The 20,709-nt window shown below is 50.8% G+C and carries 19 protein-coding genes; 17 read left to right on the top strand and 2 right to left on the bottom strand.

All coding sequences use genetic code 11. The annotated features are described in order from the left end of the window. Positions 1-15: 15 nt before the first annotated feature. The 4 genes from RWS31_RS09015 (at position 16) to RWS31_RS09000 (ending at position 2,832) form a co-directional block, all read left to right on the top strand. The gene (locus tag RWS31_RS09015) at positions 16-945 is read left to right on the top strand and encodes a MetQ/NlpA family ABC transporter substrate-binding protein (protein WP_314597679.1); all 930 of its coding nucleotides are present in this window, start codon (positions 16-18) and stop codon (positions 943-945) included. Continuing rightward, positions 942-1,691 carry an ABC transporter ATP-binding protein gene (locus tag RWS31_RS09010; RefSeq protein ID WP_314597677.1) on the top strand — a complete coding sequence of 250 codons (750 nt, stop codon included), beginning with the start codon at positions 942-944 and terminating at the stop codon, positions 1,689-1,691. The genes RWS31_RS09015 and RWS31_RS09010 overlap by 4 nt, the downstream gene beginning before the upstream one ends. Continuing rightward, positions 1,688-2,425 carry an ABC transporter permease gene (locus RWS31_RS09005; protein WP_314597675.1) on the top strand — a complete coding sequence of 246 codons (738 nt, stop codon included), beginning with the start codon at positions 1,688-1,690 and terminating at the stop codon, positions 2,423-2,425. Before RWS31_RS09010 ends, RWS31_RS09005 begins: the two co-directional genes overlap by 4 nt. Before the next feature lie 143 nt (positions 2,426-2,568). Next, positions 2,569-2,832: a late competence development ComFB family protein gene (locus tag RWS31_RS09000; protein WP_037369990.1), complete on the top strand. Its 264-nt coding sequence runs from the start codon at positions 2,569-2,571 to the stop codon at positions 2,830-2,832. 61 nt (positions 2,833-2,893) lie between these two features. On the opposite strand, the gene RWS31_RS08995 is transcribed toward RWS31_RS09000, so the two are convergent. After that, on the bottom strand, positions 2,894-4,237 hold the full coding sequence (locus RWS31_RS08995) for a hemolysin family protein (RefSeq protein WP_314597673.1): 1,344 nt from the start codon (positions 4,235-4,237) through the stop codon (positions 2,894-2,896). Positions 4,238-4,420: 183 nt separating this feature from the next. On the opposite strand from RWS31_RS08995, the gene RWS31_RS08990 reads away from it, so the two are divergent. From RWS31_RS08990 to RWS31_RS08940, 11 genes are all read left to right on the top strand, one after another. After that, positions 4,421-5,644: a VanW family protein gene (locus RWS31_RS08990; protein WP_314597672.1), complete on the top strand. Its 1,224-nt coding sequence runs from the start codon at positions 4,421-4,423 to the stop codon at positions 5,642-5,644. Positions 5,645-5,719: 75 nt separating this feature from the next. Next, positions 5,720-6,292 carry a UbiX family flavin prenyltransferase gene (locus tag RWS31_RS08985; RefSeq protein WP_314597669.1) on the top strand — a complete coding sequence of 191 codons (573 nt, stop codon included), beginning with the start codon at positions 5,720-5,722 and terminating at the stop codon, positions 6,290-6,292. Positions 6,293-6,318: 26 nt separating this feature from the next. Beyond that, positions 6,319-7,932 carry an MBL fold metallo-hydrolase gene (locus tag RWS31_RS08980; protein WP_314597666.1) on the top strand — a complete coding sequence of 538 codons (1,614 nt, stop codon included), beginning with the start codon at positions 6,319-6,321 and terminating at the stop codon, positions 7,930-7,932. A gap of 211 nt (positions 7,933-8,143) precedes the next feature. Continuing rightward, complete coding sequence (locus RWS31_RS08975) at positions 8,144-9,103, top strand: aspartate carbamoyltransferase catalytic subunit (RefSeq protein ID WP_314597665.1); 960 nt, start codon at positions 8,144-8,146, stop codon at positions 9,101-9,103. Next, positions 9,087-10,397, top strand: coding sequence for a dihydroorotase (locus RWS31_RS08970; protein WP_314597664.1), 1,311 nt, complete (start codon positions 9,087-9,089; stop codon positions 10,395-10,397). The genes RWS31_RS08975 and RWS31_RS08970 overlap by 17 nt, the downstream gene beginning before the upstream one ends. After that, positions 10,394-11,467: a glutamine-hydrolyzing carbamoyl-phosphate synthase small subunit gene (gene carA, locus RWS31_RS08965; RefSeq protein WP_314597663.1), complete on the top strand. Its 1,074-nt coding sequence runs from the start codon at positions 10,394-10,396 to the stop codon at positions 11,465-11,467. The genes RWS31_RS08970 and carA overlap by 4 nt, the downstream gene beginning before the upstream one ends. Before the next feature lie 2 nt (positions 11,468-11,469). Beyond that, positions 11,470-14,700, top strand: coding sequence for a carbamoyl-phosphate synthase large subunit (carB, locus tag RWS31_RS08960; RefSeq protein ID WP_314597661.1), 3,231 nt, complete (start codon positions 11,470-11,472; stop codon positions 14,698-14,700). A gap of 59 nt (positions 14,701-14,759) precedes the next feature. Next, positions 14,760-15,479 carry an orotidine-5'-phosphate decarboxylase gene (gene pyrF, locus RWS31_RS08955; protein WP_314597659.1) on the top strand — a complete coding sequence of 240 codons (720 nt, stop codon included), beginning with the start codon at positions 14,760-14,762 and terminating at the stop codon, positions 15,477-15,479. Then, entirely contained in the window at positions 15,476-16,051 is a 576-nt protein-coding gene (pyrE, locus tag RWS31_RS08950) for an orotate phosphoribosyltransferase (protein WP_314597657.1), read from the top strand. Before pyrF ends, pyrE begins: the two co-directional genes overlap by 4 nt. Before the next feature lie 72 nt (positions 16,052-16,123). Then, the gene (locus tag RWS31_RS08945) at positions 16,124-16,804 is read left to right on the top strand and encodes a hypothetical protein (RefSeq protein ID WP_314597654.1); all 681 of its coding nucleotides are present in this window, start codon (positions 16,124-16,126) and stop codon (positions 16,802-16,804) included. A gap of 24 nt (positions 16,805-16,828) precedes the next feature. Beyond that, positions 16,829-18,076: a methionine gamma-lyase family protein gene (locus RWS31_RS08940; protein ID WP_314597652.1), complete on the top strand. Its 1,248-nt coding sequence runs from the start codon at positions 16,829-16,831 to the stop codon at positions 18,074-18,076. A 77-nt stretch (positions 18,077-18,153) separates the two neighbouring features. Here the strand turns inward: RWS31_RS08940 and lexA are convergent, their stop codons facing one another. Then, entirely contained in the window at positions 18,154-18,768 is a 615-nt protein-coding gene (lexA, locus tag RWS31_RS08935) for a transcriptional repressor LexA (protein ID WP_009645923.1), read from the bottom strand. A gap of 333 nt (positions 18,769-19,101) precedes the next feature. Here lexA and RWS31_RS08930 point away from each other — a divergent pair, with 333 nt between their 5' ends. Both RWS31_RS08930 and RWS31_RS08925 read left to right on the top strand, forming a co-directional pair. Then, complete coding sequence (locus tag RWS31_RS08930; RefSeq protein ID WP_314597650.1) at positions 19,102-19,758, top strand: hypothetical protein; 657 nt, start codon at positions 19,102-19,104, stop codon at positions 19,756-19,758. Beyond that, a complete protein-coding gene (locus tag RWS31_RS08925; RefSeq protein WP_264918841.1) occupies positions 19,758-20,666 on the top strand; it encodes a YitT family protein in 909 nt (302 codons plus the stop codon). Before RWS31_RS08930 ends, RWS31_RS08925 begins: the two co-directional genes overlap by 1 nt. The last annotated feature ends 43 nt before the right edge of the window (positions 20,667-20,709 follow it).

The following is a 20,709-nucleotide window of genomic DNA, read 5'->3' as shown; positions in this document are numbered from 1 at the left end:
AAAAGGAGGATGAACGTGAAGAAAATCATTGCCTTTCTCTTCTTGCCGCTTCTGTTCCTTACGGCTGGCTGTGGCGGCGGAAGCAAACAAGAGCTTGGTACGTTGAAAATCGGTCTCATGCCTGATACGGATTCCGTTCCATTCATCATTGCACAGGAAAAAGGATATTTTGCAGAAGAGGGACTGAATGTGGAACTGCACTCGTTCAAGAGTGCTATGGACAGGGATTCTGCTTTGCAGAGCGGCAATCTTGATGGAGCTGTTTCCGATCTGCTCGCCGTTGCGTTTGCCAAGGATGGCGGCTTCGATGTCAAGGTTACTTCCATGACGGACGGCAGTTACAAACTTGTTGCAGCGCCTGGGACGGAAAAGCTTTCTGTCAAGGAACTCGCCGGTAAGGAGGTCGCCGTTTCTCGCAATACGATCATCGAATATGTGACAGATCATATTCTTGAAAGCAACTCGATGTCTGGTGATGATATAGCGAAGGTCGTTATTCCGCAGATTCCAACGCGCTTGGAGCTTTTGCAAAGCAGTAAACTGGCAGCGGCCACTTTGCCGGAACCAATGGCGAGTGTTGCTGTTCACAACGGATGCCGATTCATTACTGGATCGGATGAACTTGGCATCAACCCTGGCGTCATATTGTTTACGGAAAAAAGCACGAAGGAAAAGCGGGCAGAAATCCAAGCGATGTACCGTGCTTACAACAAGGCTGTAGCTTATCTCAACAGCACGGATCGTGCCGAGTATATCGACCTCGTAGTAGAAAAGAGCGGATTTCCACCAGCGGCGAAAGAAGCTCTCGTTTTGCCCGTTTATCACACGGCAGCACTGCCCAAGGAAAATGACGTTACGGACTGCATTGCCTGGCTCAAGGGCAAGGAACTGATTAAGGATTCCTACGGGTACGCTGATCTCGTGCTCGATTTATTGCAGCCATGATCGATTTGCAGCACCTGTCCTACGGTTATAGTGTCGATGAAAAATGCATGCAAGTGTTGCACGATATCAATATGCGTGTAGAAAAAGGGGAGATTTGCTCTGTCATAGGTCCTTCCGGGTGTGGGAAATCGACGCTTCTAAAAATCATTGCTGGTCTTTTGCACGATTATGATGGGACTGCGATGATCGATGGAGTCCCCGTTGACCCGAAGCGGCAGCGCGTCGGATTCATGCCTCAAAATTACGGACTCCTGCCTTGGAAAACCGTGCGTGAAAATGTTGAACTTGGCGGGAGGATACGTCATGAAAGGGTGCGGAAGAACGAGACCGTTTCCATGATGCAGCGACTGGGCATCGATGCATTCAGTGAACGGTATCCCAAAGAACTGTCTGGTGGGCAGCAACAGCGCGTGGGCTTGGCACGCGCCTTTTTGCTTCGTCCCGATGTGCTTTTGATGGATGAACCGTTTTCGGCACTGGACGCAATCACGCGCGAGGAGATGCAAGAGGTTTTCCTATCCCTGTGGCACGAGCAGCATGTGACCACGGTTCTCGTTACGCATTATGTGGAGGAAGCGCTGTACCTTGGACAGAGAATCGTGATACTTGCCGACGCTCCCGGGCGCATTGCCGAGGTGTTGGATAATCCTCTTTTTGGCTGTATCGATCAGCGAAATAAAGTAGAATTTTTTCGTATGAGCTGTTATTTGCGTGAGCAAATCAAGAAGAGGTGGCGTCGGGCATGAAGCGTACTGTTGTTTACATTGGCGCTGCCGCCATACTGTTTTTTGTCTGGTGGATTCTATCTTCTTTTCTTGCATTGCCGATTGTGCCAAATCCATGGAGTGTTGTTTCCTGTTTGCAGAGCATCTTTTTATCCTCAATTGCCATTCATGCAATTTACAGTTTGGGCAGAATTGCACTGGGACTTGTCCTTGCTGTAGGAATTGGCTACCCTATAGGGATTTTTATGGGATATGCAGCGAAGGCTGACCGTATTTTTTCTCCTTTTGTCTATCTGATGTATCCTGTTCCGAAAATCGCCCTGCTGCCGATTCTCATGCTGCTTGCCGGCGTGGGGGAGATGTCCAAAGTCTTGATGCTCTTTCTTATCATCGTATTCCAAGTCATCATCGCCGTGCGCGATGCTGTGCGTGTGATTCCGCAAGAGACGTACATGCCCCTTCTTTCCTTGGGGGCGTCGCTTTTTTCCATTTTTCGCCATGTTCTTTGGCCAGCGTCTTTGCCCAAATTCATTACAGCTGTGCGCGTTGCCATGGCGACGGCGATTTCCGTATTGTTTTTTACGGAGACATTCGGTTCGCAATATGGTTTGGGATATTTCATCATGGACGCATGGCTTCGTGTCAATTATTTGGAGATGTATGCAGGAATCGTTGTGCTCAGTCTGCTCGGACTGCTGCTCTTCTCCATGCTTGATTTTATCGAGATGAGAGTTTGCCGATGGCAATATAAATAAGTCTTTCAGTCTTATTGCAGAGGGCGACAGTCCTGAAATTTGAAAAATTATCCATAAAGAGTGACAAGATGCGATGCTTGTTGTATAATTTGATTAGAAAGAATTTACTTATGAAAATTTAGCATCTTGAGGATGGGTGAGATATGCCGATCAGAAATACCATGGAAGAATTCGTTCAGCAGAATATCGATGCTGTTTTGCGCATGTATCCCGATTGCTGCTCCTGCGAAAAATGCAAGGAAGACATCATGGCGCTTGCCCTCAATCATCTTCCACCCAAGTACGTATCTACGCATAAAGGAGATTTGTTTGCAAGAATCGCGACGATGGATCCGGTGGACAAGGCATTTATCATTCAGGAGATTGCCAAGGCGATACAGATTGTACACAAGATGCCGCGTCACTGAATGCGTATGAATTTATGGCACAAAGAAAGCGATGTCGTTTGAAACGGCATCGCTTTTTTATTCAGTGTGCTCTTGTCACAGTGTTTTCTTCTGTTTCATTTGTTTTGGGTCGTCTTCGATGCGTGACTAGAATTTTGTCAATACGCGCGCGATCCATGTCGACAATTTCAAACGTAAAATCATTCCACTGACAAACTTCTGTTTCTTTGGGAATGTAGCCAAAGTAAGAAGTCAGGAAACCTCCCATCGTTTGGAAATGCGCCTTATCCTCATCGGGCAGAGGCACGTCAATATCAAATTTTTCTTTGAAGTCATCGATCGAGAACAGTCCATCCATATACCAAGCATCCTTGCCGCGTGGAATCATCTGCGGTGCGTCGATTTCGTCGGCGTCGAAGGATGTTCCGATGATTTCGTTCATGATGTCCGTCAAGGTAAGAAAACCGATAACGCCGCCGTATTCATCCAGTACGACGGCCGCATGCACACCCGTTTCACGGAATTTTTCCAGCACGCGGAACGTTTCCATGGAACGCGGAACGAAGAGCGGTTGGCGGATGAAAGAGGATAATTCAATCGGCCGCTTTTCCAGACAGGCATCAAGAAGATCCTTGGCATGGAGTATGCCGCAGAAATCGTCAAGACTATCACGTCCCACCGGAATGATGGTTTCGGTATTTTCTTTGATAAGCCGCAAATTGTGCTCTATGGAATCTTCGAGATCGATCCAGAACATCTGCGTGCGCGGCGTCATCAAGGCGTAGGCCGTTTGATCACTCATATGGAAGATATTGTCAACCATTGTCTGCTCTGCTTTTTCAAATGTTCCCTCTTCGGTACCTTGTTCGATCAAATCTTTGACTTCATCCTCCGTAACTGTGTCGGTTACATGAGGATTGATGCCAACTAAGAGAAGCAGGAAATTTGCTGAATTGGAAAGGAACGATACTGCAGGGCGCGTGATGTACTCAAGGACATGCAGCCAGCGGTGAAAACGTCGCAAATACTTTTCTGGATTTTGCCAAGCGATTTTCTTGGGAAGAAATTCTCCCATGAGAAGCGTGAAATAGGATATGGCAATCGTGCTCAAGACGAATGCGATTGTATGCGCGTAGGGAAGGAAATGGAGAATTTCCTCCAAGAGGGGGGCAATCGCACTGCCGATGACAATGCCGAGCAGTATGCTTGTGAGCGTGATGCCGATTTGTACGACGGAGAGGACATTCTCAGGCGTTTCTACAATCGTCAAAGCAGCAACTGCATTTTTATCGCCGTCATCGGCGAGCTTTTCCAGACGACTCTTGTGGCTTTCTGTGATGGCGGTTTCCGCCAAGGCAAAGAAACTGCTTGCCGATACGAGGAAAACGCTCAGAAGGATAAGCAACGGCAAATCTGGACTATCCAAGAGGGGACACCATCCTTTGTTGAATATAAAAGTGACATGCCTATTATACCATATTGCGGCAAATCTTATCCATGCTTCCGCAAAGATTAAGGCTTGACAATCTCTCGAGCAGGAATAATCGAATAAACACCGAAATAAGTAAAGTGGATCTTATATTATTATTTGAAGGGGCGAAAACGAACGATGAAATTTTCCCGATTGAATTTCATCCTTGCAGTATCCCTGCTTGTTATATTCGCGTTGCTGGCGAGTGGCATTTTCGCGTATCATACTTCCTGCCGCGGACGCATCCTCTACGGAGTGCAGAGTGAGGGGCGCTCCTTGTTTGGCTTGACGCAGAAGGAGGCGGAGCAGTATTTTACGCAGTTGGGGAAGAAGAAACTTGCCAGTCAGACTGTTTCTTTAAGAAGCAACGGCGCTGTGTGGAAAATACAACCGCAGGAAGTGAACTTGCAGCCTGCTGCTGCTGCTGCTGCAGAGGCGGCCTATAATTCCGGGCGTGAGGGGACGTTTGTATTACAGGTGTTGACGCAGATCAAGAATGCTATTTACGGATGCAATATCCCTTTTACGGCAAGTTATGACGAATCACTCCTGCAGGCGAAATTGGAAAGGATAGCAGAAAAACTCCTCGTTCAACCAGTCAATGCGGCATGTGAAATCAGTGGCAACGGATCGATTCATCATATTCCAGGAAAATCGGGTCAGAAACTCGACATAGCCGCCTCATTGAGGACATTGGATAAGCCGTTGAAAGAAATGCAGGCGGCAAACATTGAGTTGCCTTTGGAAGAAAATCCTCCGTTTGTCCGTACGGAGGATGTCGCCAACGTCAATGCTGTACTTGGAACTTATACGACGTATTATCGTCACGGTGCGCGTGGAGACAATATTGCTATAGCGACGCAGCAGCTTAATGGCGTCTTGATTCGCAGCGGAGCAAACTTCTCTTTTAACAACATCGTGGGAACGCGTACTGTAAATGCTGGCTATAAAAATGCTGCGGTTCTGGTAAACGGAAAGTCTGTTCCAGGTGTTGGCGGTGGCGTCTGCCAGGTCAGTTCTACACTTTACAATGCGATTCTCTTGGCAGGTCTCAATCCGACAGAGAGGTTTTCGCATTTCATTCCGTCTTCGTATTGTCCTCCGGGACTTGACGCGACGGTGGCGGATGACTTGATTGATTTTCAATTCATGAATCCTCTGCCACATAATGTTTATATTTTAGCAAGTGCAGATGGCAGGAAAATTACGGTGCAAGTGCTTGGTACGCAGGCAGATCTTCAAGGGAAACACATCTCTATTGAAACGGTCGGCTCAAGCAGACGACCTTCGGTATATCGCATTTACAGCGCCAACGGGCAGGTCGTCGAGAGGGAATATCTACATACGGATTCTTATTCGTAGATTGCTGCAAGGGAATACCGATGACAGTGAGATCGCAGAATACTTCTGTCATTATTGCGATGAGGAAATATGCCTATGGAAAAGAAAAAAATCATTGTCGGAGCCACTGGGGCGAGCGGCTTGCCGCTCTTGATCGAATGCCTAAAATTCATTCGCAAGGAGGAGGGCTTTTCTTCCGTCTTACTGATGACTCGTGAGGCAGAGCTTACGCTTCAGCATGAAACGAAAATGAAAGTGTCCGATGTTGCCAAACTTGCAGATGAAACTTTTGAAATTGACGAAATCGGGGCAGGGCCTGCCAGCGGTTCTTACCCTACGGCAGGTATGCTCATCGTGCCTTGTTCAATGAAAACGCTCGCTGGCATACATGGCGGATACGCCGACAATCTCCTTCTGCGAGCTGCGGATGTGATGCTTAAGGAAAAGAGGCCGCTTGTCCTCGCGGTTCGCGAGTCGCCATTGAGTCCGATTCATTTGCGCAATATGCATGAGTTGTCGCTTTTGCCGACGGTTCATATCGTGCCGCCCATGATGGTGTTTTACAATCAACCCAAAACCATAGAAGAAATGGTGCAGCAAACAGCAGCAAGACTGCTTGCGCCGTTTGGGCTTATGGCAAAGGCATATCGTCCATGGCAAGGACTTTGAGAGATGATGCAGAGGAGTGAAGTGAAGTGAAATTGACATTTCTAGGGGCTGCTCATACAGTTACCGGCTCTTGCTATTTGCTGGAGAGCGAGGAGCGGAAAGTTTTGGTGGACTGCGGCATGTTTCAAGGCGGTCGCCGCATACGCGAGTTGAATTACAAGGAGTTTTGCTTCAATCCTGCTGAACTCGACTGCGTGATTTTGACACATGCACATATCGACCATTGCGGTCTTGTACCGAAACTCTATAAAGAGGGTTTCAAGGGGGCTGTATATGCGACGAAAGCGACCTGCGAGTTGGCACATATCATGCTGCCAGATTCCGCCCATATACAGGAGCACGATTCGGAGGTTCTGAATCGCAAGATTCAGCGCAGCGGCGATACGCTGATTCAGCCGCTCTATGCGATGGAAGATGCAGAAGCGTCGCTGAAGCATTTTGTGCCGAAGTCTTACAACGAATTGTTTCGCGTGGAGAACAACATCGAAGTGCGCTTTCGTGATGCCGGTCATATCATTGGCTCTGCCATCACGGAAATGTACGTGGAAGAGAACGGGAAGAAGACGAAGCTCGTGTTTTCCGGCGATTTAGGTCAGCCCGATCAGCCCATCATCAAAGACCCTACGATCATCGAAGGGGCGGATTATCTGCTGCTTGAGTCGACATACGGTGATCGCCTGCATCAATTCTACGATAAGGAAGCAGCCCTCCTAGAAGCCGTGCAGGACACGATGGAGCGCGGCGGCAATCTCATCATCCCGGCTTTTGCTGTCGGACGCACGCAAACCTTGCTCTATTATTTTTATAAGCTTTGGAAGGAAGGGCGCATGGAGGATGTTCCCATCATTTTGGACAGCCCCATGGCGATTGCTGCTACGCGCGTGTTCATGGAAAACATGCAGGAGTTTGATGAGACGACGGTAGAGCTGTTGGCGAAGCACGGCGGCGGCTTGCCGCAAATGCCGCATCTGCGCATCTGCGAGACTGCGGAAGAATCGCGGGCGTTGAATTCGCAGGCGAGCTCCGCCGTCATCATTTCGGCGAGCGGCATGGCAGATGCCGGGCGCATTCTCCATCATCTCAAACACAACCTTTGGCGACCGGAGTCGACGATTCTCTTTGTCGGCTACCAAGCGGAAGGCAGTTTGGGCAGACGCCTCATCGACGGCGTGAAACGCGTCAAGGTCATGGGCGAGGAAATCGCAGTCAAAGCCAATATTCAAATGCTGGAAGGGTTCTCCGCTCATGCAGATATGAATCAGATCCTTGATTGGCTCGCGCCCATACAGGAGCCGAATCCTGCGCGCGTATTTGTCGTCCATGGTGAGCCGTCGGCCTCGGAATCGCTTGCTGAACAAATCGAAAAACGCTTCAAGCTCAAGACATATATTCCGTTCTTTGGTGATTCCATCGTCATGACAGGACGTAAACATGAGATTCATGAGTCTCATCTGCCGGAAGTTTCCGTCGAAAAGGAAATGGAAGACTTCCTGCGCACGGTTGATTCCACTTATCGCCAGCAGAGACGTCGCCTGCTGCAGTATGTTGTGCGTAATCCGCAGCAGATGGAGGTTGTCGTCCGCACGGTGCAGAAGGGCTGGAACTATATGAAGAAGCTTTTTGCGACGTTCAATCTCTGATGGGTTTTCGTTGACAGCGCAGAGGACATGTGATAAGATTCAAGACGAATAAAGTGTATAGAGATGTCCTTTGAAATTGGTCCTGTGAGGCTGATAAAGGAAGCCATAAGGGTGCGGCGGCATGAACCGCATCGTTGCCATGCAAAAAAAGCTTTCTTATGCCTTGCATAAGAAAGCTTTTTGTCTTACAAGCACTTAGGGAGTGATTCGCTTGAGCAAGAATCCTGTTTCATTACGTGGTAAGAACATTTTAGGACTGGAAGATTTCTCATCGGAGGAAATCCAACTTGTTCTTGATTCTGCCAAGGGCATGAAGAATGTGATCCACAGAGATATCAAGAAACTTCCCACATTGCGAGGAAAATCAATCGTCACATTGTTCTATGAACCGAGCACGAGGACGCGCTCCTCTTTCGAGTTAGCGGGCAAGTACCTCGGCGCTGATGTCGTCAATATCACAGCGGGGACGAGCAGCATCGTCAAGGGGGAGAGTTTGCGCGATACACTGCTGACGGTTGAAGCCATGGGAGTTGACGCCATCGTCATGCGCCACAAGGCTGAAGGTGCGGCGGCCTATGCGACACAGGTTGTGTCGCCCGTGATCATCAATGCGGGCGATGGAGCGCATGCACATCCGTCACAAGGCTTGTTGGATTTGTTCACCATCTTGCAGTACAAGAATACCTTGCAAGGGCTGAAGGTCGCCATCATCGGCGACATTTCGCACAGTCGCGTGGCGCGCTCCGATCTATGGGGCATGCGCAGAATGGGGATGGAGGTTCATCTAGCTGGACCGAAGACACTGCTGCCGCGCTTTCTCAAAGAAGAACAGGGAATCTTCGTGCATGAGTGTATCGAAGATGCCATACGCGATGCTGATGTCATCAATGTGCTGCGCATTCAGCTTGAAAGGCAGAAAGCAGGTCTTTTCCCTTCCATGCGTGAGTACGCACGCATCTTCGGCTTGAATGAGGAAAGGCTAAAGCTTGCTAAAGAGGATGTGCTTGTACTTCATCCAGGTCCGATGAACAAGGGACTGGAAATATCACCGCGTGTAGCTTACAGCAGCCATTCTGCTATACAGGAGCAGGTGCAGAACGGTGTGGCAGTTCGCATGGCGCTCTTGGCTCTGGCATTGATGGGAGGGAAGCAGAATGAAGCAGATCTTTAAGGGCGGTCGCGTCGTAGATCCGAAGAATGGCCTAGATGAAACCCTGGATATTCTTGTCGAGGACGGCATTGTTCAAAAGGTGGATAAGAATGTGGTGGATGAAGAGGCCGAAATCGTCGATGTCAGCGGCAAGGTTCTCGTTCCTGGCCTCATTGATATGCACACGCATCTGCGTGAGCCGGGGCAGGAAGCGAAAGAGGATTTCCTGTCCGGCTCGAAGGCGGCTGCTGCAGGTGGCTTCACGACGGTCGCCACCATGCCGAATACAAGCCCTGTCGTAGACACCGCCGCTCTGGTGCGCAGTCTGCAGGCGCGAGCAAAAGAGGTCGGCCTCGTTCACATCGAAATCATCGGTGCGCTGACAAAGAGGCAGAAGGGCGAAGAGCTTGCAGAAGTAGGAGATATGAGCCTCGCTGGAGCTGTGGCGTTTTCCGATGACGGACACTATGTGAAGTCTGCCAAGGTCATGATGAATGGCATGGATTATCTAAAAAAGTTTGATAAGATCATCATAGATCATGATGAAGAACTCTCGCTCATCGAAGAAGGAGTCATGAACGAAGGACATCGAAGCGCGATGCTCGGCATGAAGGGGCGTCCGACCGTGGCGGAAGATATCGCTGTGGCGCGCGATGTCCTGCTTGCAGAATATGTCGATTCGCCCGTCCATGTTGCGCACATCAGTTCGGCACGTTCTGCCGAGCTTGTGCGCGAAGGGAAGCGGCGCGGCGTCAAGGTCACAGCAGAAGTTACGCCGCATCACCTCATCCTGACAGATACCTGTGTCAATCCGCTGGATTCTTCCACCAAGGTCAATCCGCCGCTGCGTGGACAGAAGGATGTCGATGCCATGCTTGAGGCGCTTCAGGACGGTACGATCGACATCATCGTTTCCGATCACTCGCCGCATGCCGAGGAGGAAAAAGATCGGGAATACATGTATGCCCCGAGTGGTTTTCCAGGTCTTGAAACGACGTTGGGGCTTTTGCTGACAGAGCTTTACCACAAGGGGAAAATGGATTTGTCCACGCTCATTGCCAAGATGACTTCAGCGCCTGCTGCATTGTTTCGCCTGAATGCAGGCAGTTTGGAAGCGGGAATGCCGGCGGACATCACGGTCATCGATCTCGAAAAAGAGTGGGTGGTGGATGCTGATAAGTTCTATACGCGCGGCACGCACTCGCCTTATGTCGGGCGCCGTCTGAAAGGCAGAGCGGTGATGACGGTGGTCGATGGCCGCATTGTGATGCGCGATGGAAATGTCCTCGCCTCAAAAAAGGAGAATGTCGGATGAAAGGGAACTTGATTTTAGAGGACGGCAGCGCCTTTTCCGGTGAATTGCTGGATGAAGCGAAAGCATTTGGCGAAGTCGTATTCAATACGGGCATGACGGGCTATCAAGAGGTTCTGACCGACCCGTCGTATTGCAGCCAGATCGTGACCTTGACGTATCCGCTGATCGGCAATTATGGCGTGGCGAAAAGCTTCATGGAATCGTGCAAATCCTTTGTTAACGGGTTCATTATAGCGGAGCTTTGTGATGTTGGCAGCAACTGGCAGTCGGAAGGAGCGCTGGCGGACTTCCTGCGCGAGCAGGGTGTGCCCTGCCTGCATGGCGTCGATACGCGCGCTGTGACGCGCCACATTCGCTCTGCTGGTGCGATGAAGGGCGTCATCGTGCCGGAAAACACAACGCAAAAAGAAATCGACAGGATGCTTTCCCGAGAAATTCAAAAGGACGTTGTGGCAACGGTGACGACGAAAGAAACGTATGTCATGGCCGCGGACAATGCGGATGCGCCGAGGGTCGTCGTCATGGATTTCGGCATAAAGCAGAACATCCTGCGCTCCCTGCATGAATTTGGCTTCCATCTCACCGTTGTGCCGGCACAAACGTCGGCCGAAGAAATACTTGCCATGAATCCAGATGGCGTATTTCTGTCCAACGGTCCCGGCGATCCCAAGGATGTACCGGACATCATCGCAGAAGTCAAAAAACTCATCGGCAAGAAACCCATCTTCGGCATTTGCCTCGGGCATCAGCTCTTTGCACTCGCCATGGGAGCCGATACATATAAATTGAAATTCGGTCATCGCGGCTCGAATCAACCCGTCAAAAACTTGGCGATGAACCGCGTGCACATCTCATCGCAGAATCATGGCTTTGCCGTCGATGAATCGTCTCTGCAGGGACTGCCGCTGGAGGTCACACATCGCGCCGTAAATGATGGGACGGTGGAGGGACTGCGCCATACAGAGCTTCCCGTATTCACGGTGCAGTATCATCCCGAGGCGTCGCCAGGACCGACGGACAACCGCTATTTGTTTGAGCAGTTTCGCGCACTTCTCAAGGAGGAAAAGTAACCATGCCAAAAAAAGATTATTTGAAAAAGGTCATGGTCATAGGGTCCGGTCCGATCATCATAGGACAGGCGGCAGAGTTTGACTATGCCGGCTCACAGGCATGCCGCTCCTTGAAAGAAGAAGGCCTTGAAGTCGTTCTCGTCAACAGTAACCCGGCAACGATCATGACGGATACGCATATTGCCGACCGCGTTTATATCGAGCCTTTGACAGTGGAGTTCTTGGAAGAAATCATCGCCAAAGAATTGCCCGACGGACTTCTTGCTACCCTTGGCGGACAAGCCGGTCTGAACCTTGCCGTCAAACTCTCCGAAAAAGGCGTGCTGGAAAAATATCATGTCGAACTCTTGGGAACAAGCCTTGAGGCGATTAAAAAGGCGGAAGACCGCGAGCTTTTCAAGGAAACGATGCAGAAACTCAAAGAGCCGATTCCAGAGAGCACGATCGTCGAGGATGTGGAATCTGCCGTCGGGTTTGCCAACGAGATCGGCTATCCGCTGATCGTGCGCCCCGCCTACACGATGGGCGGCACGGGCGGCGGCATCGCCGAAAACGAAGAAGAACTTGTCGAAACGGTCATAAAGGGACTTAAGTACAGCATGATCGGCCAGGTGCTCATCGAGCGAAGCGTTGCCGGTTGGAAAGAAATTGAGTATGAAGTCATGCGTGATGGCAATAACAACTGCATCACGGTCTGCAACATGGAGAACTTCGATCCCGTCGGTGTTCATACGGGAGACAGCATCGTCGTCGCGCCGACGCAGACACTTTCCGATCATGACTATCAAATGCTGCGCAGTGCGTCGCTCCGCATCATCCGTGAGCTGAATATCGAAGGCGGCTGCAACGCGCAGTATGCACTCGACCCGAACAGTGATCGCTACTATGTCATCGAGGTCAATCCGCGCGTCAGCCGTTCCTCGGCGTTGGCGTCGAAGGCGACGGGATACCCCATTGCGAAGGTTTCCGCCAAAATTGCCATCGGCTATTCACTAGATGAAATCACGAACGCCGTGACGCAGAAGACGAAGGCGTGCTTTGAGCCATCTATTGACTATTGTGTAGTGAAATTTCCGCGCTGGCCGTTCGACAAATTCATTTTCGCCGATCACACCCTCGGTACGCAGATGAAGGCGACGGGCGAAGTCATGTCCATCGACCGCAATTTTGAGGGCGCTATCCTGAAAGCGGCACGCTCGTTAGAAATTGGCGCAAAGCGTCTGCACCTGCCTGAGATGGACGATTGGAGCGACGAGAAGCTCAGAAAATCGTTGTCAAAAATCAATGATGAACGCATTTTCGCAATCGCCGAAGCATTCCGCAGAGGCATAGCTGATGTAGACGAAATCTATGATGTCACGAAGATCGACCGTTGGTTTCTGCGCAAGATCAAGCGCATCGCTGATGTCGAGATACGGCTCATGCAAGAGGAGATTACCCCAAAACATCTCATAGAAGCAAAAAAAATCGGACTTTCCGACGCGTCCATTGCGGAACTTTCAGGCAAGACGATGAATGAAATCCGCACGATGCGCAAGGCGATGAAACTTCTGCCTTGCTACAAGATGGTCGATACATGTGCAGCAGAGTTCGAAGCAATGACACCGTATTATTACTCGACATTCAATGCGCAGGAAGATGAAGTGCAGACGGAAACGACGAAGAGGAAGATCATCGTCCTCGGCTCGGGCCCCATCCGCATCGGACAGGGCGTCGAATTTGACTACTGCTCTGTGCATTCTGTATGGGCGCTGCGCGAGATGGGCTATGAAGCCATCATCATCAACAACAATCCGGAGACGGTCAGCACGGACTTTGACATCTCCGATCGCCTGTACTTTGAACCGTTGACGACAGAAGACGTCTTGAACATCGTCGACAAGGAGCAGCCGGAAGGCGTCATCGTGCAGTTCGGCGGGCAGACTGCCATCAACCTCGCTGCATCGCTCCAAAAGGCAGGCGTGCATATCTTTGGAACTTCCGTGGACGACATCGATCGTGCGGAGGATCGAGAGCGCTTCGAAGAAGTGCTGCGCCAGACGAACATTCCTTGCCCCAAGGGAATCAGCGTCACCGATGTGGAATCTGCTGTCGAAGGCGCTGCTGCCATCGGCTATCCCGTCATGGTTCGTCCATCCTATGTCCTTGGCGGCAGGGCGATGGAGATCGTCTACAAGGAAGAGGAGCTGCGCGACTACTTGAACCGCGCGGTCAAGGTCACGCCCGATCATCCCGTTCTCGTCGATCGCTATATGCAGGGCACGGAAGTCGAAGTAGACGGTATATGCGACGGCGTGACGGTTGTCATCCCGGGCATCATGGAGCATATCGAGCGCGCCGGCGTCCATTCGGGTGACAGCATCGCCGTCTATCCGCCGCAGACGCTTCCCGCACGTGTTCTTTACACCATCATCGACTATACGAAAAGACTGGCATTGAACCTCCATGTCAAGGGGCTGCTCAACATCCAATACGTCGTGGTCAACGATGAGGTCTATGTCATCGAAGTCAATCCGCGTTCGAGCCGAACCGTTCCTTTTTTGAGCAAGGTCACGGATGTGAAGATGGTCAATTTAGCGACGCGTGCAGCCATGGGGCACTCTTTGGAGAAGATGGGCTACTTCTCCGGTCTTGTGCCTCCCAAGCCGTATGTTGCCGTCAAAGCTCCCGTATTTTCCTTTGCAAAAATGCAGGATGTCGATATTTCCCTCGGACCTGAGATGAAATCTACAGGCGAGGTCATGGGAATCGACTATCACTACGCACGAGCACTCTACAAGGCGATTACGGGCGCAGGCATGAACATGCCGAAGAATGGCCGCATCCTCTTCACTGTTGCAGATAAGGACAAAGAGGAGTTGAAGCAGCTGGCAAAGGCTTTCTGCGAGCTGGGCTTTCAGATTGCTGCGACGGAAGGAACGGCGCGTGCCATACAATCCATCGGAATAGACTCAGATGTGGTGGGAAAAGTGCATGAGCGCAGTACGGACATCATCCAGATGATCAAGACCGGTCAGATTCAAATGGTTGTCAATACGCTTACGCAAGGCAAGGGTTCTGCGCGCGACGGCTTCAAGATTCGCCGCGCGACGGTGGAACACGGCATCGTTTGCCTGACCTCGTTGGATACGGCGTGGGAAGTGCTTCGCGTGCTCTCCTTCATGCAGCAGCGTCGTCTTGTCTATGCTTTGGCATTGCAGGATTACGTCGGTGGCGGCGACGACCTCGCGTGAGTTGTCTTGTCGGCAGCAAAGTTTTATAGTACAATGGGAGAAAGTGGGAGGGATAGGAAATGACAGATGAACGATTGATTGTAGCTTTGGATGTTCATTCCATAGATGAGGTTCATAACCTTGTCGAAACTCTGGGCGACAGTGTGGGATTCTACAAGGTTGGCATGGAGCTTTTTTACAGCATGGGAGACGAGGTGATCGCATACCTTAAGGACAAGGGCAAGAAGGTGTTCCTCGATCTCAAGCTCCATGATATTCCCAATACGGTTGCCAATGCTCTGCGCGTCTTGACGCATCTGGGCGTCGATATGATCAACGTCCACGCTACGGGCGGAATGGTCATGATGGAGAAAGCGCTCGAAGCGGTCAAGGATGAGGCAGAAAAGCTTGGCATCAAAAGGCCCAAGCTTGTCGCCGTGACGATTTTGAGCAGCATCAGCTTGAAGGATTGGAGCAGGATGTGGCCGGATATGGATCTCGACGATCAAGCGGTTCATATGGCAAAACTCGTGCAGGAAGCAGGTCTTGATGGCGTCGTTTCATCGCCAATGGAAGCGGAAACCATTCGACAGGCATGCGGCGAGGACTTTTTGATTGTCACGCCTGGAGTGCGTCCCGCAGGCACAGCCATCAACGATCAAAGCCGCATCACGACGCCGGCAATTGCCCTGAGCAGCGGCGCCACGCACCTCGTTGTCGGACGTCCGATTCGTTCGGCGCTCAATCCCAAACATGCTGCGGAAAACATCCTGAAGGAAATGGGGAGCGTGAAGTCATGACGGAAGCTGAAGTCAAGGACTTGCTGACAAAGACCAACGCCATCATGCACGGGCATTTTCTCCTAACCTCGGGATTGCACAGTCCGCATTATGTGGAGAAGTTCAATGTACTGCAGCATCCGAAATATACGGAACTTCTGTGCAGAGCGATGGCGGAAAAATTTAAGGATCAGGATATTGATACGGTTGTAGGTCCTGTGACGGGTGGTATTCTCCTGGCGCACGAAACGGGAAAAGCGCTTGGCACGAGAGCTATTTTCACGGAACGTGAGAATGGAAAAATGACGTTTCGCCGTGGTTTCTCGCTGAAAAAAGGGGAGCGTGTCTTGATTGTAGAAGACATCGTCACGACGGGCGGTTCCATCAAAGAAGTCATCGATGTGGTGCGCGAATTTGAGGGGATTCCCGTGGCTGTAGCCATGCTTGTGGATCGCAGCAACGGCAAGGTGCAATTCGACGGAGTGCCGTGTACGGCGCTTCTGCACATGGATGTCGAAGCGTACGCGCCTGAGGAATGCCCGCTCTGCAAAGAGGGGACGCCTTTGACGAAGCGCGGCAGGACTGGAAAATAACTGTGACGGAAGAAGACAGGAGCGCGGCGGCGCCTCCTGTCTTCTTCACGTATTTTGATCTGGGAGACTGTTTTGAAAGAAGAAACTATTCAACAAGTTGAAACGGATGTTTGTGATTGGGCATATCTGAAACGACTTCCTCCAATGCTTGAAGGTTTTTCTTATCGAAGGGATATGCATGTCGAGGAGGACATATATGCGTTGTTTTCCTATGAGAACAACGCTATGCATCGTGCCGCTTCGGCATATTATCATGAAGAAACGAAGGAATATAAGCTGAGCGTGCAGATTGGTCTGACGAATTTTTGCCGCATCGAGTTTATCGCTCCGAATATTGCTGCTTTTGAAAAACGCCTTGATGAGCATTTGAGAAAGCTGCTTGTGGAACTGGTTACATTCGACCCGAAGACCATCAGCAGCATTGTATGCAAGAAAAAAATTATGGAATGGGAATACGGAAGGAGTCTTCCCGCTGAATTGGAGGGCTTCGAGCTGTTCATTGCGCCGGAAAAGCCGTTGAAAATCACAAATGGCTCGTATATCATCTTGGATTATTCTGACTTTTCCATTGCGAGCAACTTCGTCATTTATTACAATATTTTTCGCGATGAATTTTTCGGTGAGGGAAGGGTGCATGGCATTCCTGAAATCAATTACCTTTTTGATTCACACGACCTTGCAGGACTCGCCACAAAGCTGGAACATCATCTTGCTTCACGCCTGAAAGATATTCGAGAAAAGGCAACGGAATAACAAGGATAGGAGGAATTCCCTTTCATGTCATTTTCAGAAGAACTTCTTACATTGAAAGAACGCGTCTTGGACGAACTTGCGCCTTCTTTTCGAAGAATCGAGCAAATGAGCGAAGAAAACACCTTAAAAGTTCTTACTGCAATGCGCGAATGCAAGGTGTCCGATATACACTTCAATACATCATCGGGATATGCCTATGATGATATTGGCAGGAGCAAACTTGAAGAACTTTATGCAAAGGTCTTTGCCGCAGAAAGCGCTTTGGTGCGCACGCAGTTTGTTTCCGGTACGCATGCACTGGCTACCGTTCTCTTCGGCATTTTGCGTCCTGGCGATAAACTTGTATCACTGACAGGGACGCCTTACGATACCATGCAGACGGTCATCGGCCATACGGCGTCCAGTTCAGGCTCTTTGAAAGAGTACGGCATCCTTTACGATGAACTCCCCTTGAACGAAGGGCGCGTGGATGTGGAAAGAATTGCCGATGTGCTCGATGAACGAACTAAGATGGTCCTGATCCAGCGCTCACGCGGCTACAGCAGACGCCCTACATTGCTCATCGAAGATATTCGAGAAATTTGCCATCAAGTCCATCGTCTAAAACCCGACTGCATCTGCTTCGTTGACAACTGCTACGGCGAGTTCGTGGAATCCCTTGAGCCGACGCAAGCAGGCGCCGACATCATGGCCGGCTCCCTGATCAAGAATCCGGGCGGAGGACTTGCGCCCACAGGCGGTTATATCGTTGGCCGCGAGGATCTCGTAGAGCTTGCTTCCTATCGCCTGACAGCTCCAGGCATGGGGGCAGAATTGGGGGCATCTCTCGTCAACAACCGTCTGTTCTTCCAAGGTCTGTTTCTTGCTCCTCATGTGGTATCTCAGGCACTCAAAGGTGCGTTATTTGCTGCAGGTATTTTTGAAAACCTTGGTTATACGACATATCCGAGAATCAGCGACGAGAGGGGAGACATCATCCAAGCAATCGAACTTGGCACAGCAGAAAAACTCGTGGCGTTCTGCAGCGGCGTCCAAAAGTACTCGCCAGTTGATTCCTTCGTAAAACCCGAGCCATGGGATATGCCGGGATATACGGATCAAATCATCATGGCGGCAGGAACCTTCGTTCAAGGTGCGTCTATCGAATTCAGCGCCGATGGACCTCTGAGATCGCCGTACAATGTCTATCTGCAAGGCGGTCTGACCTTTGAGCAAGTCATGTTCGGCATTCTAGGAGCCGCCGAAGAAATCAGACAGCTTTCTGCAGAATAACGAAAACGCCAGCTAGGAATATTTTCCCTAGCTGGCGTTTGGAGATGATACAGCCGTGTTGAATCGTCAATGGTTCCCTAGAAACGGCGATATGTACCGATCACTTTTCCGAGAATCCTGACATTTTTTTCGTAGAATGGTTCCATTTCGTCATTCTCCGGCTGGAGGCGTATGCAGTCCTTTTCCTTGAAAAATCGCTTGACGGTAGCGCTGCCATCATCAACCAAGGCGACGACGATGTCATTGTTGTCTGCTGTTTCCTGCTGCTTGACAAAGACAAAATCGCCGTCGTGAATCCCCGCATTGATCATGCTGCGTCCTTTCACGCGCAAAACAAAGACCTTGCTGTGCGTGCCGATGAGTCCCTGAGGAAACGAGAATACATCCTCTATGTTTTCCTCTGCCAAAATCGGGATGCCAGCAGTCACAACGCCGACGAGGGGAACGGAGACATTTCGCTCCCATGGCTTATCCTCAAGGATGTCGATGGCTCTGGGCTTTGCGGGATCTCGCTTTATTAACCCCGATTCTTCCATTTTTGCGAGATAACCATGAACCGTGGAACTGGATTTCAATCCTACAGCATCGCCGATTTCACGCACAGATGGCGGATAACCTTTTTTCGCCAGGAAGTCTTTGATATAAGAAAAAATCGTTTGCTGCCACTCTGCCGAAGTATGACGTCGTTTCATTTCAATCACCTAGATGTAAATAAAGAAAATCAATCCGTTGCTTCCATTATAACAGACATGTCATATTTATGCTATAAAACAATATGTGGTAGAATGTTCATGGAACATTCAGGATACTTCTTTCGGCGTTGTTTTATTGAAAACGTTCTACTGCAGGTGCTTCTGTTCGCCCTTTTTAAGGGTCCGATTTCATTTTACAACTAACCTTATCACATTAGTCTCAGTTTGAGGTATTTCCTCTTTTGACAACTGTGCGCTCGTGTTATAGAATCCAAGGGAGTACTTTCGCGAATCTTGATGCAATACGATATTCAGTATGAGGATGGTGAAAAAATGCGGTTCTATCATGGTTTATGGGTGGTGTTCTTTCTCGGACTTTTTCTTGTCTTGCCGATGGCGGCAGAGGCGCAGGGCGCTTTGATGCCTGAGGACTTCACCGTCAAGGGTATAGCGCTCGGCGACTCGGAAGAGAAGATGCTCGCGGCTTTCGGCAAGCCAGATTTTGACAAGGAGCGCATGGTCTGGGACATCCACATGCGCTATTATACATTCCCCGATGGCTACGAAGTCGGTATTTCTGCCGATACGGGCAAGGTAGCGGATATACTCGTCAAGAGCAAGGACTATACGGCGCGTGCAGGCGTGCATTACGGTGCGACTGCGTACAAGATTCGCGCGACGTTCGGCGAGAAGGAGCGCACGTTTCTTGACGGCAGCGTCTGCTATGTCTACGAGAATCCGCAAGATCAGCGCCAGCGGCTCATTCTCAGCGTTGATGCGACGAACGGTAGCCTGCGCTCGTGGCGCTTGACGAGCCTGCCGCTGACGGAGGAAGAGGCGGACGCTCTGACGGATGAGGAGAGGAGCGAATGGGAGAACACGGATCTCCATGCGCTTTCCATGGAAGGCAGGGATATTGACATGAGTGCACTGGCAAAAGACGAGACGCCGACGCCTCGCTGGGAAGGCCGCGAAAGGGAGGCATCTTGATGCTCCATCTCAGGAGTTTGACATTGAAGGGGCGTGTTTTCCGCTATCTCGGCATCCTGCTCGGCTGTCTCATCAGCAGTTCGTCGATCAACCTCTTCGTCGTGCCCGCGCACCTCTTGTCGGGCGGCATCGCGGGCATTGCGATGATTTTCTACTATCTCTTCTCGCTTCCCATCGGCGTGCAGATGTTTCTCTACAATCTGCCGCTTCTCGCGGCGGCGTACAAGACGCTCGGGCGCGAGTACACGCTCGACATCGCCTTTGGCACGATCCTCTTTTCTTTCTGCGTCGATGCAACGCGCTTCCTGAATGCCTATGCGCCCGTGCCCGACACGATGCTCGCGGCGATCTTCGGCGGCGTGCTGAACGGCATCGGCTATGGGATCATCTTCCGCATGAACGGCAGTTCGGGCGGCTTCGACATCGTCGCCGCCATCGTGAAGAAGTATTACTCTTTGAACATGGGCAGCGTGATCTTTGCCTTCAACTGCGTCATCATGCTCTTGGCCGCCGCGCTCTTCGGCGTCATGCCCGCGCTCTACACGCTCATCTGCATGTTCATGAATTCTGCCGTGACGGATCGGGTCGTCGCGGGCTTCAACAGCCGCAAGGTCGTGCTCATCATCTCCGACCATGTGCAGCCGATTTCGGAGGCGATCATCTGCGAGGTTGGGCGCGGCGTGACGTTTCTGCATGGGCAGGGCGCGTTTACGCGCAAGGAGCGCAACGTGCTCTTCCTCGTCTGCTCGCTCACGCAGATCAGCAAGGTCAAGCTCATCGCGAATCTCATCGACAAGAACGCCTTCATGATCGTTCTTTCGGCGAACGAGGTCATGGGCAGGGGCTTCACGATGCCCGGAATGCATCTGAAGGCGATGCTCAAGGAACGAAGCAAGAGGATTTTTTGACTTATGGGCGATTGTCTGCTAGAATCATTAGGATAGATGTTCA

The organism is uncultured Selenomonas sp., from assembly GCF_963528755.1.
Lineage (GTDB): Bacteria > Bacillota > Negativicutes > Selenomonadales > Selenomonadaceae > Selenomonas.
This window is presented reverse-complemented; position numbering and strand designations above follow the sequence as displayed.

Coding starts and splice junctions, on each gene's coding strand:
- carB (WP_314597661.1), top strand. CDS start 11,470: ATGCCAAAAAAAGATTATTTGAAAAAGGTCATGGTCATAGGGTCCGGT.
- RWS31_RS08985 (WP_314597669.1), top strand. CDS start 5,720: ATGGAAAAGAAAAAAATCATTGTCGGAGCCACTGGGGCGAGCGGCTTG.
- RWS31_RS08925 (WP_264918841.1), top strand. CDS start 19,758: ATGCTCCATCTCAGGAGTTTGACATTGAAGGGGCGTGTTTTCCGCTAT.
- pyrF (WP_314597659.1), top strand. CDS start 14,760: ATGACAGATGAACGATTGATTGTAGCTTTGGATGTTCATTCCATAGAT.
- RWS31_RS08940 (WP_314597652.1), top strand. CDS start 16,829: ATGTCATTTTCAGAAGAACTTCTTACATTGAAAGAACGCGTCTTGGAC.
- RWS31_RS09005 (WP_314597675.1), top strand. CDS start 1,688: ATGAAGCGTACTGTTGTTTACATTGGCGCTGCCGCCATACTGTTTTTT.
- RWS31_RS08970 (WP_314597664.1), top strand. CDS start 9,087: ATGAAGCAGATCTTTAAGGGCGGTCGCGTCGTAGATCCGAAGAATGGC.
- RWS31_RS09000 (WP_037369990.1), top strand. CDS start 2,569: ATGCCGATCAGAAATACCATGGAAGAATTCGTTCAGCAGAATATCGAT.
- RWS31_RS09010 (WP_314597677.1), top strand. CDS start 942: ATGATCGATTTGCAGCACCTGTCCTACGGTTATAGTGTCGATGAAAAA.
- RWS31_RS08930 (WP_314597650.1), top strand. CDS start 19,102: ATGCGGTTCTATCATGGTTTATGGGTGGTGTTCTTTCTCGGACTTTTT.
- pyrE (WP_314597657.1), top strand. CDS start 15,476: ATGACGGAAGCTGAAGTCAAGGACTTGCTGACAAAGACCAACGCCATC.
- lexA (WP_009645923.1), bottom strand. CDS start 18,768: ATGAAACGACGTCATACTTCGGCAGAGTGGCAGCAAACGATTTTTTCT.
- carA (WP_314597663.1), top strand. CDS start 10,394: ATGAAAGGGAACTTGATTTTAGAGGACGGCAGCGCCTTTTCCGGTGAA.
- RWS31_RS08990 (WP_314597672.1), top strand. CDS start 4,421: ATGAAATTTTCCCGATTGAATTTCATCCTTGCAGTATCCCTGCTTGTT.